Source organism: Prevotella sp. khp1 (assembly GCF_900102205.1).
GTDB lineage: Bacteria > Bacteroidota > Bacteroidia > Bacteroidales > Bacteroidaceae > Prevotella > Prevotella ruminicola.
On the sequence record NZ_FNJZ01000003.1, the window covers coordinates 293,877 to 307,464 of the forward strand.

Below are 13,588 nucleotides of genomic sequence, written 5' to 3' on the forward strand. Positions count from 1 at the left end.
TTTTCTCTTTTTTGCTAAATATTAGCTAAATATAATCGTCTTGTTCTTGTATGTGAGGATTTTGCGCTGGATGTGCTTGCTCACAGCGTGTGAGAGCACGATTTTCTCCAAGTCCTTACCCTTCAGCACTAAGCTCTCGGGGGTGTCCTTGTGGGTAATGCGGGTAACATCCTGCTCGATGATTGGACCGGCATCCAGCTCGGCTGTAACATAGTGGCTGGTGGCACCGATAATCTTCACACCGCGCTCGTAAGCCTGATGATAGGGCTTGGCACCGATAAAGGCTGGCAGGAACGAGTGGTGGATGTTAATGATATGATGCGGATACTCGGCTATCATCTCGTCGCTGATAATCTGCATGTAGCGGGCCAGCACGATAAACGAGATATCCTCTTTCTTCAGCAGCTCCATCTCGGCCTTTTCCACCTCCTCCTTGTTGCTGTGGTCCTTTTTAATGCTCCACACGTAGTAGGGAATGCCGAACTGGTCGGCCACGTAGCGCAGATCCTCGTGGTTGGATACGATACAAGGAATGTCGCAGTTAAACTCGCCAGCCTTCCATCGTGCCAGCAAGTCGTACAGGCAGTGACTCATCTTACTAACGAAGATAGCCATACGTGGACGCTTATCGCTGAAGTACAAGCTGAATTTCATTTGGTAACGCTGCGCATAAAGGGTGGTGATGTACTCGTAAATCTTGTCGCGAGGAATCATAAATCCTTCCAGTTCCCACTCTATACGCATAAAAAACATGCCGTCCACCTTATCAACATACTGATCCAGGTAAACGATATTTCCCTTATTATCGGTGATAAACTTAGTTACTTCCGAAATAATGCCCTGCTGATCGGGGCAGTGGAGTAGCAGAATTGCTGTTGTTTCCATCTCTACATCTTTATTTTTTTACCTATAAAATTCAAGGTGCAAAGATAAATAAAAAGATTGTAAAAACTGCCGAAATTTGAATAAATATCTAAACTTTGCCAAAAATAGTGCTCTAAATCGTAAAATATGCGTTTTTTTTGCTAATTTTGCAGCCGAATTGATAGTAAATAACACGAAATTGTATCATTATGGAATATATGTCGCAAGAAGGCTGGGACAAGCTCGTAGCCGAATTGAAACAACTGGAGACGGTAGATTTACCTGCTTGTAAGGATGCCATCAGCGAGGCGCGTGATAAGGGCGACCTGAGCGAGAACTTTGAGTATCATGCAGCCAAGCGCGAGCAGGGCCGCCTGTTGGGTCGTATCAGCTTTCTGCAGAAGGTGCTCGAGAATGCACGCGTGATTGATACCTCGTTGTTGGGTAAGGATTGCGTGGGACTTCTGAGTAAGGTTGAGATGACCAATTTAAATAACAATGCTAAGATGACTTACACCATCGCAAGTCCCCACGAGGCAAACCTTCGCGAGGGTAAAATCAGTATCAAGTCGCCTATCGCTCAGGCTCTGCTGAATAAGAAGGTTGGCGATGTGGTAGAGGTGCGTGTGCCCGCTGGTATGGTGAAGCTTAAGATTGAAAATATCACAATGGAATAAATGACACAAAAATTATGAAAAAGATTGTATTGATTACAGGTGCCACAAGTGGCATTGGCGAGGCTTGTGCCCGCAAGTTTGCCCAGAATGGCGACAAGGTGATTTTGACTGGACGTAACCAGGTCCGTATGACAGCGATTGCCGACGAGCTGAAGGCCCAGGGTGCCGAGGTGCTTTCCTTGATGTTTGACGTGCGCGACCGTGAGGCTGCCCGTCAGGCTATCGAGAGCTTGCCTGCTGAGTGGCAGGAGATCGACGTGCTGGTGAACAACGCTGGACTGGCCTTAGGTCTGGAGCCCGAATTCGAGGGTAACAGCGATGATTGGGACGGTATGATTGATACCAACGTAAAGGGACTTCTGACTATGACCCGCCTGATTGTGCCTGGTATGGTGGCACGTGATCGCGGACATGTGATTAATATGGGTTCGGTAGCTGGTGATGCTGCCTACGCTGGCGGTAACGTGTACTGTGCTACCAAGGCTGCCGTTAAGGCGCTGAGCGATGGACTGCGTATCGATGTGGCTAACACCGCCGTACGTGTAACCAACCTGAAGCCCGGACTGGTAGAGACCAACTTCAGCAACATCCGTTTCCACGGCGACGAGGAGCGCGCTGCCAATGTATATAAAGGTATCAAACCTCTTACCGGTGACGATATTGCCGATGTAGCTGTTTACGCTGCAAACGCTCCCGCTCACGTGCAGATAGCCGAAGTGCTGATTCTGGCTACCCATCAGGCAAGCGGAAGCGTGATTGTTCGCAAATAAAATCTATGCGGCTGCGCTGTTTATTGCGCGGTGGCTTGTTTCATCCCCTCAACAAACTTGGCTTGTAACTGTGCGGCCAGTAGGTTGTGGGGATTTAATTTGAGTGCTTTCTCGAAGTTCTGCAGCACATCCAGATAGTACTTCTGTCCGTTCTGCGCTGGGTTCTGCACAATACGCGTCATGTACAGGAAACCACGCAGGGTGCACAGATCCGACTGGTCGGCTCCCTTCATCTGTGCCATCTGATTGATGGTCTGTTCGGCCTGTGCCAGCATCGGTTCAGCCTGGGCGGCATGCGGGTTGGTGATGGCGAAATTCAAACTGGCCAGCGCCAATTTGTACTTAGGTGCCACGCTGTCGGGCTGCATAGCCTCCAGGCGCTTCAGCATGCCAATCTGGTTCAGCATCTCATCGGCCGATGGCTGCTGTGCCTGCTGGGCATACAGGTTAATCACACTTGCAAAAACTAACACTACTGTAGCAACTACGTGCTTAAAAATTACTGATGTCATAAGCTTTATTATTTTTAAGTGAAACTAAAATGGTTACATAGAAAAATCTGTCGCGATTGGATATGATGCCCTTTCCGTTGGCATCGTAACGATGGATGTTGGTGCGGCCCAACACGTTGTTGAGCGAAGTGTAGATAATCACCTTTGGACTGAGCAGATACGTCAGGTTTACATCTACGCTGTTGTAATGCGGGGTGGTGCCCTGGGCAAAGTGTCGCCCTGTGGCATAGCTCTCGCTCACACCTAAGATACATTTGCCAATGCTGTATTTGGCTGACAGGCGCAGGTTGTGGCGCGAGGCAAAGCTGGGTGTGCTTAGCTCGGTATAATCCTGATACAGGCGCTCTGAATCGTTCAGCGAGTAGGCGAGGGTGGTAACGAGGCGTGGACTGATAGAATGGTCCTCAACGAACACATCCACACCCCTGCTGGTGCCATAGCCATCAGCCAGCCACTTGCCCTGCGGTATTCGGGGCAGATGACGATAGCGCTTTAGATAAGGCTCGATACGCAGCAGACTCGATGCACCCTTGTACTGCATGCTCAGTATCACGTGATTAGCTGTGCTCTGGGGTAACGTGTTGTTGCTCTGGGCCAGCTGGTCGTCGTTAGGTGTCTGACTGTACCGGCCTGCCACCAGCGATACCTGCCACTGCTTGTTGGGTATATAGCTCAGGGTGGCGCGTGGCATCAGCTGCCAGCGGGTGCGCATCAGTTCGGCACGGGCGGATAGGTTCACAAATACCTTAGGCATTACGCGCAACTGGGCATCGGCATGGGCGCCAAATATGTTGTAATCAAGTGTGTACTGATAAGGCATGAAGTCCAGCGTGCTGTGGCGCAGGTAGTCTTCAATACCTGTCGACAGCTTCAAGCGGTCGTTCACCACCTTGCGCAGTTCGGTCTTCAGGTGTATCTCGTTGCGATGGTTGCGGTAGTGGTCGCCAGCGCTTACGGCATCATCGATATGATTCCAAACACTCGAGTTGGCTACGCCTACAAACAGCGTGGTGCCGCGGGCGATAGGCGCCTTGTAAGTCAGGTTGGCATAGATGTTGTGCTCTTTCAGACTCAGATGGCGATCGTCCTCGTGCAGGCCTACCGAAGTCAGGTCGTAACCCACATACGATTTCAGCACGCCGCCACGGGTATATTCTTTTTTATATTGCGCCTCGCCCGATAGCTTGCGATAGGGGCGTGTAAAGTCCTGGCGCTGGGTAAACAATCGGTCGTATAAGCCCATGCTGGTATAGGTGGCGTTAAACGACAAGGCGCTGTTGGTAAAGGCTTTGGTACCGCCTATGTTCCAATCCACCAGCGAGGCACTTACGCCCAACTTATCGCTGGTAGCCATATCGGTAGTCTCCATCGGCAGCACGGCACTCAGCGCTTGTCCGTACTCGCCGTTGTAGCCACCTAAGGTAAAATTGATACCCTTAAACAGGAATGGCGAAAAGCGGCCACGCACGGCAGTATTCTCGGTATTGGTACTGTAGGGCACCAGCACGTGCATGCCGTTCACAAACGTCTGGCACTCGTCGCTCTCTCCGCCACGTACGTACAGTTTACCGTCTTCGCCCACCTTCTGGGTGCCGGGCAGCGACTGCAGGGCAGCTACCACGTCGCCACACGAGTTGCCGCTCATCACTACATCCAGCGCGTCCATCGTTTTAAAACCGTCGCTCTTGCCAAAGCTGTAGGTGCTGGCAGTTACCACCACCTCGCTGATGGCTGTGGCACGTTCCTGCAGGCGTACATCTATATCCTTCAGCGTGCTTACAGGGGCGGTGCGGGTGTAGTCGTCGTAACCCATATAGGTCACCTTCAGCGTCACCTCACCCGTCTGGGTGGTCTTAAAACTGAATCTACCTAAGGTATCGGTCAGGCATCCGTCTATCGTACCTACAATAAATACATTGGCGGCGGGCAGGGGTGTGCGGCCGTCGGTTACTGTTCCCGTTACGGTGGTTTGTGCGGCCAGGTTGCAGGCCCAGAGCAAACCGATGATGATATGTGCAAACTTCTGTTTCATGCCGCAAATGTACGGCACGTTTTTCATAGTTCCAAATTTTGCTGACCATCAGCTAAAACTACTGACGGAAAGCTAGCTGCGCTGACGAATGACGCGTTTCGAGGACGAATGACTAAGCAATAAAATCCTTCAGCCGGGGTACGTATTGGCGCGATACAGGTATGGTGGTATAGCTGTTTGTAAGGCGCAGCTGGTAACCATTGCTGTTGCCCTTGGCCTGGGTAATATTATTCACGTTTACCACAAACGATCGGTGGCACTGAAAGATATTCTCGTACTGTCGCAACTCGTCGATGGCTGCCGATAGGGTGGTGTGCAGCTCAACGGTGGTGGGCTTGTCGTCGCGCAGGTAACAAACCGAAATATTGTTTTTCTGCGCCTCAATATATAATAGGTTATTAATGGGCAGCTCCAGATCGTTGCCACGCACGTTCTGATCGTGTATCGTGATGGTAATGTCGCGCTGTTCCTCGGTGGTGTTGTTCAGCAGCGCCTCCATCTGGTGCTTCAGATAACGGTTGTACTCTATGCCTACTGATATGGCTGTGATGGCGGCACCTATAATCAGCGTCCACCACAGAAACTGCAGGAACACACCCGCACTGAAGGGCACGCTGAACAACAATACCAACAGCATAAAATTGCCGATAGCAATAAACAGAATCAGTCCTAACACCGCTGCAGCATCGTGCCATACGCGCAGGGTTTTTACCAGTTTGGGTAAGTTTTGCATCACCGTGTAGCCATACACTATGTAGCACACCATCGTTACCAAGCCGAAAGCGGCTGCCACCAGGCATTTGTTGCCCTGATACTGACTGAATCCGAACGGCTGCAGTAAGTAGAGTATGGCCCAGATAATCACACCATATATCACACTGTCTCTCAACCAGTGTTTGCTTTGCCCAAAGGGGTATTTTCGTGTCAACAGATTTTTCATCCTGCGTTAAAGTTTAAGCTATTATCGCCTGCAAAGGTAAGCAAAAAATCGCAATTCCCTCAAAGAAATAGGGATTTTCCTATCCGTCGTATCGAAAAATTTCGCATCTTTGCACCGTTGAATCAATCAAAACATGAAAGCGTATGAAAGAGAATCGACTGATTGCATCGGCACTGATAGCTATAGGTATCGTGCTTTTGGGCGTGTTTATCAAGGCTGGTATTGATAACTTTGCCAACAAGGATCGTAAGGTAACGGTTAAGGGCCTGGCCGAGCGCGAGGTGCCTGCCGATAAGGTTACATGGAGCATTGGCACCAAGGTTACTGGTAACGACCTGCCTCTGCTGTACGAGAACATTAACCTGCAAACCAACAAGATTAAGAAGTTCCTGACCCAGAACGGACTCGAGGAGAAGGAGATAACGGTTAATCCGCCTACCATCAGCGACCTGGAGGCACGCGAGTGGGGCGACAACCAGAAGAACTTCCGCTACATTGTTAACACCACTATTACTGTGGCCACCAACAAGGTAACCGAGGTTAATAAGGCCATCTTTAAGCAGGCCGAACTACTGAAGCAGGGTGTGGCAATCGAGAACAGCAATCCGCAGTACGAGTATGCCTCGTTCCAGCAGATGAAGCCTGAAATGATGGCCGAAGCCATTAAGAATGCGCAGAAAACCGCTGTGCAGTTTGCCGAGGCCAGCAATAGTGAGCTGGGCCAGATACAAACAGCCGGTCAGGGACAGTTCGAGATCGAGGATCGCGACCAGAACACGCCTTACATCAAGAAACTGCGCGTGGTAACCACGATTACTTATTCACTGAAAGATTAGTTTTTTAAGGCGTACGGCCATCATCAATCGATGATGGTCATACGCATATCAATATCGTTGGTAGGGCGATCGGCACGGCCTGTAGCTGTGTTCTGAATCTGCTCTACCACGTTTAATCCTTCCTCAACCTCGCCAAACACGGTGTACTGTCCGTCAAGATGGGGTGTGCCGCCTACGGTAGAGTACAGCTGCATCTGCTCGTCGTTCAGTCCCTGCTTGCCAACCTTGTTCTCAGCTTCGGCTATCAGCTGGTCCTGCAGCTCCTGTAATCCTGCACGGTTGCGCTCGCGGCGCATCTGCATAATTTCTTCGCGACGGGCTTTGGCCAGGTCGTTAAACGCATCCTGCACCTTCTGCATACGTATCTGCTTGCCCAGCTGGTTCAGCTGATTCTCCTTATACACCTGTCCCCATACAATGTAGAACTGCGAGCCGCTGCTACGGCGCTCGGGGTTAACCTCGTCGCCCTGACGTGCTGCGGCCAGCGCGCCACGCTTGTGGTACAGGTTGTCCTTAATCTCTGCCTCCAGTGTGTAGTCAGGACCGCCCACGCCCAGCATCTTGCCGGCAGGCGCTCCCTTCGAGTCGGGATCGCCACCCTGAATCATAAAGTCCTTAATCACACGATGGAACAAGGTGCCATCATAATACCCCTCCTTTACCAGCTTTACAAAGTTGTCGCGGTGGATAGGAGTCTCGTCGTACAGGCGAACGATGATGTCGCCCAATGTAGTTTCAATCTTAACTTTCATATGCTCAAATTTTGGGTGCAAAGTTACTAAAAATTTGGCTTTTGGCGCACTATTATCATCATTTTGTTTGGTGGTTTAAATCTAAAAGCGTATTTTTGCACCCCGAAACTGTTATGCGTCGTAAAGAAATCATGCAAGGCTTTCGCGACGGCATCCCCATAGCCTTAGGCTATTTTGCCGTTGCTTTCTCGCTGGGCATCATTGCCAAGCAGGCAGGCTTGTCGGCTGTTATCGGCTTTGTTAGTAGTTTCTTTACCCGTGCCTCTGCTGGCGAGTATGGTGTTTATACGTTGGTGGCTGCCCAGGCCGCCTATGCTGAGATTGTAGCCATGTGTTTGGTGGTTAATCTGCGATATATGTTGATGAGTGCCGCACTCTCACAGAAAATCGCCCCTGGCACCTCGTGGCTGCATCGTGTGCTGATGGCCAGCTGCGTAACCGACGAGATTTTCGGCATCTCCATCGCCCGTCAACCTTACTGCCCGCCCGCTTACACCTATTCCGCAGCCCTTATCTCTACGCTGTTCTGGGCGTCGGGCTGTGCGGCTGGCATTGTGGCTGGCGGCATGCTGCCTGCTAACATCGTAGCCGCCTTGAGTGTGGCCCTTTACGGCATGTTCCTGGCCATTATCATGCCCCCTGCGCGCTCCGATCGTAATGTGCTGTATGCAGTGGTGGCCAGTTTTGTGCTCAGTGGTCTCTGCGCTGTAGCTCCTGTAGTGAGTGGCTGGACTAGCGGCACCCGCACCATCGTGCTCACCATCCTTATCTCGGCTGTTGCAGCCTGGTTGAAACCTGTTGATGTCAAGGAGGAGGCTTATGGATAATCGTAGTATCATCATCTGCATCCTGCTGGCCATCATCACCACCAACCTGATCCGTGTGGTGCCCATGTTGCTCATCAAAGGCGAAATAAACAACCGCTTTGTGCGCAGTTTCCTGTATTATGTACCTTATGTCACGCTGGCCGTCATGACCTTCCCCAGTATGATACAAACCACCATCTCGCCTCTCTCAGGTATTGTGGCCCTCCTTGTAGGCATTATCGCAGCATGGCGCCGTTTGGGACTCTTTCCCGTGGCTGCCATTTGTTGTGCCATCGTTTACCTGATGGATAGCGTGATGTAATAATATTAAAACAATGAGAAATAAACTATTAATGATGCTAATCTGCTGCATGGCAGCAAATGTATTGATTGCCTGTTCGTCGGCTTCTGGTAACGTTTCCGACAGCACCATCGACGAACCTACTGAGAATGAAGAACAGAACCAACAGGATCTGCCCTTTGGCTTTTGCGCCCTGTCTTCACGTACCGACGCTACCCAAACCTATCATATCACGGGCGGCGGCTATTATTCCTACCCTGTACCAGAAAGTGCTACAGGTGTGGTAGTATTGACATCTGATGGTCGGGACATGAAAGCTGCTATCGAAAGTGCCATTAAGAACAGTAAGAACAAAGTGATTATCTTCGATGGCTCGAATGGCGACTTTATCGTGTCATCTACTATCAAAGTAACCGTTTCGGGCAAGACGCTGCTTGGCATCAACAATGCCCGTCTCTGCACCCAGTGGGATTTGACCGATGAAATGAAAAAAGCCCTGAACGATGCTGGTGTGCCCAGCATGAGTACCAGCGATGGGGGAGGAGTGTTAGTAAACGGCACTGAGGTAAAAGAGCAGGCTGAATACAACACACGTAAGATACTGATTGAGATGACAGACGATAAAAGCGAGAACTATCGTCAGGCTGGTATTTTCACCCTTAATAACTGCCAGAACATCATTATCCGCAATCTGAAATTCGTTGGCCCTGGGTCTGTTGATGTTGGTGGCACCGACCTTCTTTCATGCACAGGCACTAAGAATTGTTGGGTAGATCATTGTGAGTTTACCGATGGATTAGACGATAACTTTGATATCACGAAGTCGTCCGACTTCCATACTGTTAGTTGGTGCACCTTCAGTTATACCAATCGTTCGTATATGCACCAGAACTCCAATCTCATTGGTAGCAACGACAACGAAGCAACAGGTTTCCTGAACACCACTTTCGCCTTCAACTGGTGGGGTGTGGGTTGTCAAGGACGTATGCCTATGGCCCGTGTTGGTAAGATTCACATGCTGAATAATTATTTTAGCAGTACCACGGCCTACAATGGCATCAATCCACGTAAGAACTCAGAATTCCTGATAGAGGGTAACTATTTCGACAAGGGCGTTGCCAAATATTACAGTCAGAACGATGCTGTGGCTGTAACTTGGGCGGCTGATAACTATATAGCCGAAGCAACCAGCATCCCATCCTCTGTTGGCGCTACTGTTTCGGTGCCTTATCAGTATTCGGCAGTGCCCGCCAGTCAAGTTCCCACAATGGTCAAACAGGGTGCCGGCGCCACTCTCTTTCGGTAATCATCAATTCAACAAGCTCCCCCCGCTTCCCATAGAACAGCGCGCTCAGGGTGAGCCTTTTTTATTTCATGACAATTTTACGATACAGTCGATACAGATAGGTTTATTTGATATTTCATCAATAAATACATTTGCAGGATGCATATCTTCTAACGCCAGACGGTCGGAATTATAATTCACACCTTGACCATTCCAATTATCACGAAATCCCTTGGTCATTACCATTTCGTCAATTTCGTTTTTAGTTGTCAATCGCTCACAGCTCACAACTGGCCTATTGTTCAATCATCTTTTCCTGACACTCGTCTATTTGCCAGTTTGCTGGGCCTCCTTCGCCGCCTTGAGCATGGCTACTTGACGTAATGCTTCTGCACCAAGTTGCAAGAATAATTATTCATATCCATCAGTATCATAATACGAATCATGATCATCTTCAGCATCATAGTCACCTTACCTTTCCCCAATCGCCACTCTGTTTGAAGTACTTTGTTATACTTTCATTATTCGCATTGAGGGTTATACCTAAGAAGAATGCAGCACGCGACACACCTACATAGATGTATCGTTTGATTAGGTCGTCGTCAGCAATCGAATTATCGATATTGTGAAAGAACACCACGTCAAATTCCATTCCCTTTACCACATCAATAGGATATACTCTTATTTGATTGCTGCTTGCAAGCACATTACCTTCACTACCATCTACTACATCTATACCTGCATCATAGATAAAGTCGGTATCCCTCAATCTATCTACAAATTCGCGTATGTCGCTTTTGTTATTCAAGAAGATGGCAATTGAAGGAAGTTTCTTACCATAAGCCACATATACTTCATTGATTCTCTTTTCTATCCAGCTAATCTTAGCAGACTCATCGTCAGAAACATAAGCCAAAGGCTCTGGCACCTTTGTTGATTTCATGTAAGCCTTATAGTTTGGAGACTGCCCTATAGTATCTTCATACAAAGATTGGGCAACCTTCAACAAACTTACACTTTGACGATATGAAGTTGTCATCTCCAATGTTTTCGATTCGCCAAGATAAGGTTCAATCCTCCTCCAATCTTTAATACCCTGAGGAGTCAATCGCTGCATCAAGTCTCCACACAAAGTTAAAGAGCTATAGTCATTATACAAAAGCGACTGCATAGCGTAGATATCGCATTCACTGAAGTCAGTTGCTTCATCAATACCAACAATCGGCCGCGCTATATCGTTGTATGCACTTACAAACGGATGATTAACTTTGTCTTTGGTCACACGAAGAACCATCTTTACCAGATTATTGATAAAACCAATCAATAGAGCCTGTTCTTGTGGGTGAAGTTCCTTTCCGTCTCGTCGGTTAAGAAGTTCCTCCAGTTCCTTCAGATTCCAAACCTTATCTTTATTAGCTAACGCTTGGCGGCGAAAACGTTTGTATTTCATGGCAAAACCACCAAAAAGATGGCTTTGTATTCCAGTTGTATATTTGGCATATTGTTCAAACAATGCCAATTCACCAATCCTATTCAAACGGTTTTGATATTCTTCGGTCAGCAGCGGAGATAGGAGGTTGCTAAGATGCACTTGCTTGGGAGTCAGTTTCACATCTGGATTCTTAGTCTTGTAGCAGAAGCGTTTGAGCCAAGTTCTTATCATCTGGATTATCTTACTATCAAACTCCTCTTCAATTATTTCTAAATCATCCGAGATGTCAATATCGTCATCAGTATCATCGTTCGATTCAGCTACCGGAACATCAGACATGGCCACCAATTCGTTATAAATGTCAGTATTCTCTTTACTCATCAGATAGATTTCGTCCGACAGGCGTTTCACATTTTCCCGATTCTCCGAAAGGAGCTCCTTGCAATCCTGATTATAGAGTTGTTCCAATGCAACAAATAGTTGTACAAACTGCAGCAAAGTGAACTCTTCACATTCTTCAAACCGTTTCTGAATATTTGTGGCAATGTTCATCCACAGATAATTCTTTTCACTATCCTCTATCTTGGGGAACTTATTTTTAATCTGCTTAAAAGTGTCAAGGAAATATGCTGTGAAGGATTCTATCACATTGGCACAGTCTTTAAAAAGCACCTCTTTACTTCTGCTTGCTTTGAAAGGAGCTTTATCATCCGAAGGATCTATTAGCATATAGTTCTCGCGTATCACTTTGTTCCGATATTCATGCCAGTTCCACACTTTGGCATTCGTATTGGTTAATCCTTCTCGATTCATCGCATCTGCAAGATATTCTTTCAAAAGCTCTGAAGGTGAGAAAAATACCCAGTCTCTTTGCTCTTTGATAGCTGCATTTAAATGGTCACGTTGAGCAGCAGTAAGTTGATAGCGATTCAGGTCTGTCATGAAATCCTCTTCTATAGCATTCCAGTCAGTAAGATACTTTAAACGCTGAATCATGGTGGTAGTTTTTCCAGTACCAGGACCACCATCTATAATCACAGTCACGCCATTATACAAATTCTGGGTTTTTATCCTATTCTGAACAGGATCAAGAATTGGATTAAATCGCAGTTTACCTTGTTCGCGTATATACTTGGTAAGCTTGCTCATTTCCTCTTGCTGCAGAGTCAAGATCCTACGTTCCTCTTCCATTTTGTTGAGGCCCTTGGTCAGAATACTTCGTTCGTGAGCAGTATTCTCCTGTTTCTGCAGTTCTTCTATCTGACGTTTCTGCTCTGCTATTTGTTTCTCTTTCTGCTCAATCTTAGTTTGATTATTCTGTAATGCAGTTAGAAATGAATTGATATCAATATACGAGTACTTCTGCTTGTCACCGAATATCGAAATCACACGGTTTGACAGGTCAGCTTTCGAGGTAGCTACTATATGATGATTAACTATTCGTTTGATGTTATTCTTCTGCGAATAATTAATATACTCTCCCAATTTACGATTAAGTATCTGAGTTGCTATAAAAGAGTTTCTTGGTACCAATTGACCAAACTGCTTAAGGTGTGGTAACGAATACATACTGTAATTTCTCTCACCCATACAGAACCAGAAATTCTTTTCTGCGCCATCAAATTCACCATGAACACGTGCAACCACAGGAATATGCTCCTTTTGATACTTGGGATGAGCATCTTTAACAGCTAATGCTACGTCGTATAGTTTCTCTTTCATTTTTAGTTATGTTTGTATAATTGTTAACTTACTATTTTAATCTTCCAGCCTAAATTAAGAGCCTTGTTAATCTTATCAAGCAGTTTCACCTTATCCTTAGTACTACTATGAGTAAGGACATATAGTCCTGGGGCAGCTTCTCGTTGAGCACGACCGTACTTACTATCGATTGTGGTGCTGACAATGTTGATACCACAGAACTTCAAGCCAAGATTACGAACAGGAATAAGCCCTGCACGGATGATGGCAGTTGTAAATGTTGTGGCAGCATCCTTCTCTTGAATGATTTCCCCGTTCTTTAAGTGAATGCAGAGTCCAGTTGCAGGTGCAATCTTCTCCACCTTCTTTCGACGAGGACCGATTTCCTTATGGGAAACCTTTGGATCAAGCTCCAGGATCTTGGCATCGAGGAGTTCTGTAATATTTGTCTTACGAGAAAGAGCAACACTAATAGGCATACCAGGTTTGTACTCAACAACAAGAACCAATTCTCGCTGTATCTGCGAGAGCATAGGTTCTATGTCCTTGGACATTGCTGGCAAAATCTCTGTCTTGATGAGCTGTTCTTCGAGTTCATCAGCAGCTTTCAATGTCTCTTCGTTCAATGGCAAGCCAAGGTCTTGAAGACCTTTGATACTTGCATATAGGGTTTCAAGTTT

At 47.4% G+C, this 13,588-nt stretch carries 13 protein-coding genes; 6 read left to right on the forward strand and 7 right to left on the reverse strand.

Annotated features, from left to right (window positions below):
• Positions 1–21 precede the first annotated feature (21 nt).
• Positions 22–885, reverse strand: a complete 864-nt coding sequence (purU, locus tag BLR73_RS10280; protein ID WP_013063047.1) for a formyltetrahydrofolate deformylase — start codon at positions 883–885, stop codon at positions 22–24.
• 188 nt (positions 886–1,073) lie between these two features.
• Here purU and greA point away from each other — a divergent pair, with 188 nt between their 5' ends.
• A complete protein-coding gene (greA, locus tag BLR73_RS10285; protein WP_013063638.1) occupies positions 1,074–1,541 on the forward strand; it encodes a transcription elongation factor GreA in 468 nt (155 codons plus the stop codon).
• Positions 1,542–1,555: 14 nt separating this feature from the next.
• Positions 1,556–2,311 (forward strand): SDR family oxidoreductase, encoded by a 756-nt coding sequence (locus BLR73_RS10290; RefSeq protein WP_176763671.1) that lies wholly within the window; start codon positions 1,556–1,558, stop codon positions 2,309–2,311.
• 20 nt (positions 2,312–2,331) lie between these two features.
• Here BLR73_RS10290 and BLR73_RS10295 read toward each other — a convergent pair whose 3' ends face one another.
• The 3 genes from BLR73_RS10295 to BLR73_RS10305 form a co-directional block, all read right to left on the reverse strand.
• A complete protein-coding gene (locus tag BLR73_RS10295) occupies positions 2,332–2,823 on the reverse strand; it encodes a hypothetical protein (RefSeq protein ID WP_013063834.1) in 492 nt (163 codons plus the stop codon).
• Positions 2,804–4,855 (reverse strand): TonB-dependent receptor, encoded by a 2,052-nt coding sequence (locus BLR73_RS10300; protein WP_176763672.1) that lies wholly within the window; start codon positions 4,853–4,855, stop codon positions 2,804–2,806. The genes BLR73_RS10295 and BLR73_RS10300 overlap by 20 nt, the downstream gene beginning before the upstream one ends.
• Before the next feature lie 112 nt (positions 4,856–4,967).
• A complete protein-coding gene (locus BLR73_RS10305; RefSeq protein ID WP_091861746.1) occupies positions 4,968–5,795 on the reverse strand; it encodes a LytTR family DNA-binding domain-containing protein in 828 nt (275 codons plus the stop codon).
• Positions 5,796–5,938: 143 nt separating this feature from the next.
• Between BLR73_RS10305 and BLR73_RS10310 the strand changes: the two genes are divergently transcribed.
• On the forward strand, positions 5,939–6,631 hold the full coding sequence (locus tag BLR73_RS10310; protein ID WP_013064955.1) for an SIMPL domain-containing protein: 693 nt from the start codon (positions 5,939–5,941) through the stop codon (positions 6,629–6,631).
• A gap of 23 nt (positions 6,632–6,654) precedes the next feature.
• Here BLR73_RS10310 and BLR73_RS10315 read toward each other — a convergent pair whose 3' ends face one another.
• Positions 6,655–7,383, reverse strand: a complete 729-nt coding sequence (locus tag BLR73_RS10315) for a peptidylprolyl isomerase (protein ID WP_091861749.1) — start codon at positions 7,381–7,383, stop codon at positions 6,655–6,657.
• 113 nt (positions 7,384–7,496) lie between these two features.
• Between BLR73_RS10315 and BLR73_RS10320 the strand changes: the two genes are divergently transcribed.
• From BLR73_RS10320 to BLR73_RS10330, 3 genes are read left to right on the forward strand one after another with little or no spacing between them, the layout of a single operon-like run.
• On the forward strand, positions 7,497–8,210 hold the full coding sequence (locus BLR73_RS10320) for an AzlC family ABC transporter permease (RefSeq protein WP_176763673.1): 714 nt from the start codon (positions 7,497–7,499) through the stop codon (positions 8,208–8,210).
• Positions 8,203–8,511, forward strand: coding sequence for an AzlD domain-containing protein (locus BLR73_RS10325; RefSeq protein ID WP_013064808.1), 309 nt, complete (start codon positions 8,203–8,205; stop codon positions 8,509–8,511). The genes BLR73_RS10320 and BLR73_RS10325 overlap by 8 nt, the downstream gene beginning before the upstream one ends.
• Positions 8,512–8,524: 13 nt before the next feature.
• Entirely contained in the window at positions 8,525–9,796 is a 1,272-nt protein-coding gene (locus BLR73_RS10330; RefSeq protein ID WP_091861753.1) for a pectate lyase family protein, read from the forward strand.
• Between the two features lie 445 nt (positions 9,797–10,241).
• On the opposite strand, the gene BLR73_RS10335 is transcribed toward BLR73_RS10330, so the two are convergent.
• Both BLR73_RS10335 and BLR73_RS10340 read right to left on the reverse strand, forming a co-directional pair.
• Positions 10,242–12,929 carry a UvrD-helicase domain-containing protein gene (locus tag BLR73_RS10335; RefSeq protein ID WP_091861756.1) on the reverse strand — a complete coding sequence of 896 codons (2,688 nt, stop codon included), beginning with the start codon at positions 12,927–12,929 and terminating at the stop codon, positions 10,242–10,244.
• Positions 12,930–12,952: 23 nt separating this feature from the next.
• Positions 12,953–13,534, reverse strand: a complete 582-nt coding sequence (locus BLR73_RS10340) for a hypothetical protein (protein WP_255397370.1) — start codon at positions 13,532–13,534, stop codon at positions 12,953–12,955.
• Between the last annotated feature and the right edge of the window lie 54 nt (positions 13,535–13,588).

What these genes read in the sequence shown, in the direction of transcription:
- purU (WP_013063047.1), bottom strand. Translation starts at nt 885, where the DNA reads ATGGAAACAACAGCAATTCTGCTACTCCACTGCCCCGATCAGCAGGGC.
- greA (WP_013063638.1), top strand. Translation starts at nt 1,074, where the DNA reads ATGGAATATATGTCGCAAGAAGGCTGGGACAAGCTCGTAGCCGAATTG.
- BLR73_RS10290 (WP_176763671.1), top strand. Translation starts at nt 1,556, where the DNA reads ATGAAAAAGATTGTATTGATTACAGGTGCCACAAGTGGCATTGGCGAG.
- BLR73_RS10295 (WP_013063834.1), bottom strand. Translation starts at nt 2,823, where the DNA reads ATGACATCAGTAATTTTTAAGCACGTAGTTGCTACAGTAGTGTTAGTT.
- BLR73_RS10300 (WP_176763672.1), bottom strand. Translation starts at nt 4,855, where the DNA reads ATGAAACAGAAGTTTGCACATATCATCATCGGTTTGCTCTGGGCCTGC.
- BLR73_RS10305 (WP_091861746.1), bottom strand. Translation starts at nt 5,795, where the DNA reads ATGAAAAATCTGTTGACACGAAAATACCCCTTTGGGCAAAGCAAACAC.
- BLR73_RS10310 (WP_013064955.1), top strand. Translation starts at nt 5,939, where the DNA reads ATGAAAGAGAATCGACTGATTGCATCGGCACTGATAGCTATAGGTATC.
- BLR73_RS10315 (WP_091861749.1), bottom strand. Translation starts at nt 7,383, where the DNA reads ATGAAAGTTAAGATTGAAACTACATTGGGCGACATCATCGTTCGCCTG.
- BLR73_RS10320 (WP_176763673.1), top strand. Translation starts at nt 7,497, where the DNA reads ATGCGTCGTAAAGAAATCATGCAAGGCTTTCGCGACGGCATCCCCATA.
- BLR73_RS10325 (WP_013064808.1), top strand. Translation starts at nt 8,203, where the DNA reads ATGGATAATCGTAGTATCATCATCTGCATCCTGCTGGCCATCATCACC.
- BLR73_RS10330 (WP_091861753.1), top strand. Translation starts at nt 8,525, where the DNA reads ATGAGAAATAAACTATTAATGATGCTAATCTGCTGCATGGCAGCAAAT.
- BLR73_RS10335 (WP_091861756.1), bottom strand. Translation starts at nt 12,929, where the DNA reads ATGAAAGAGAAACTATACGACGTAGCATTAGCTGTTAAAGATGCTCAT.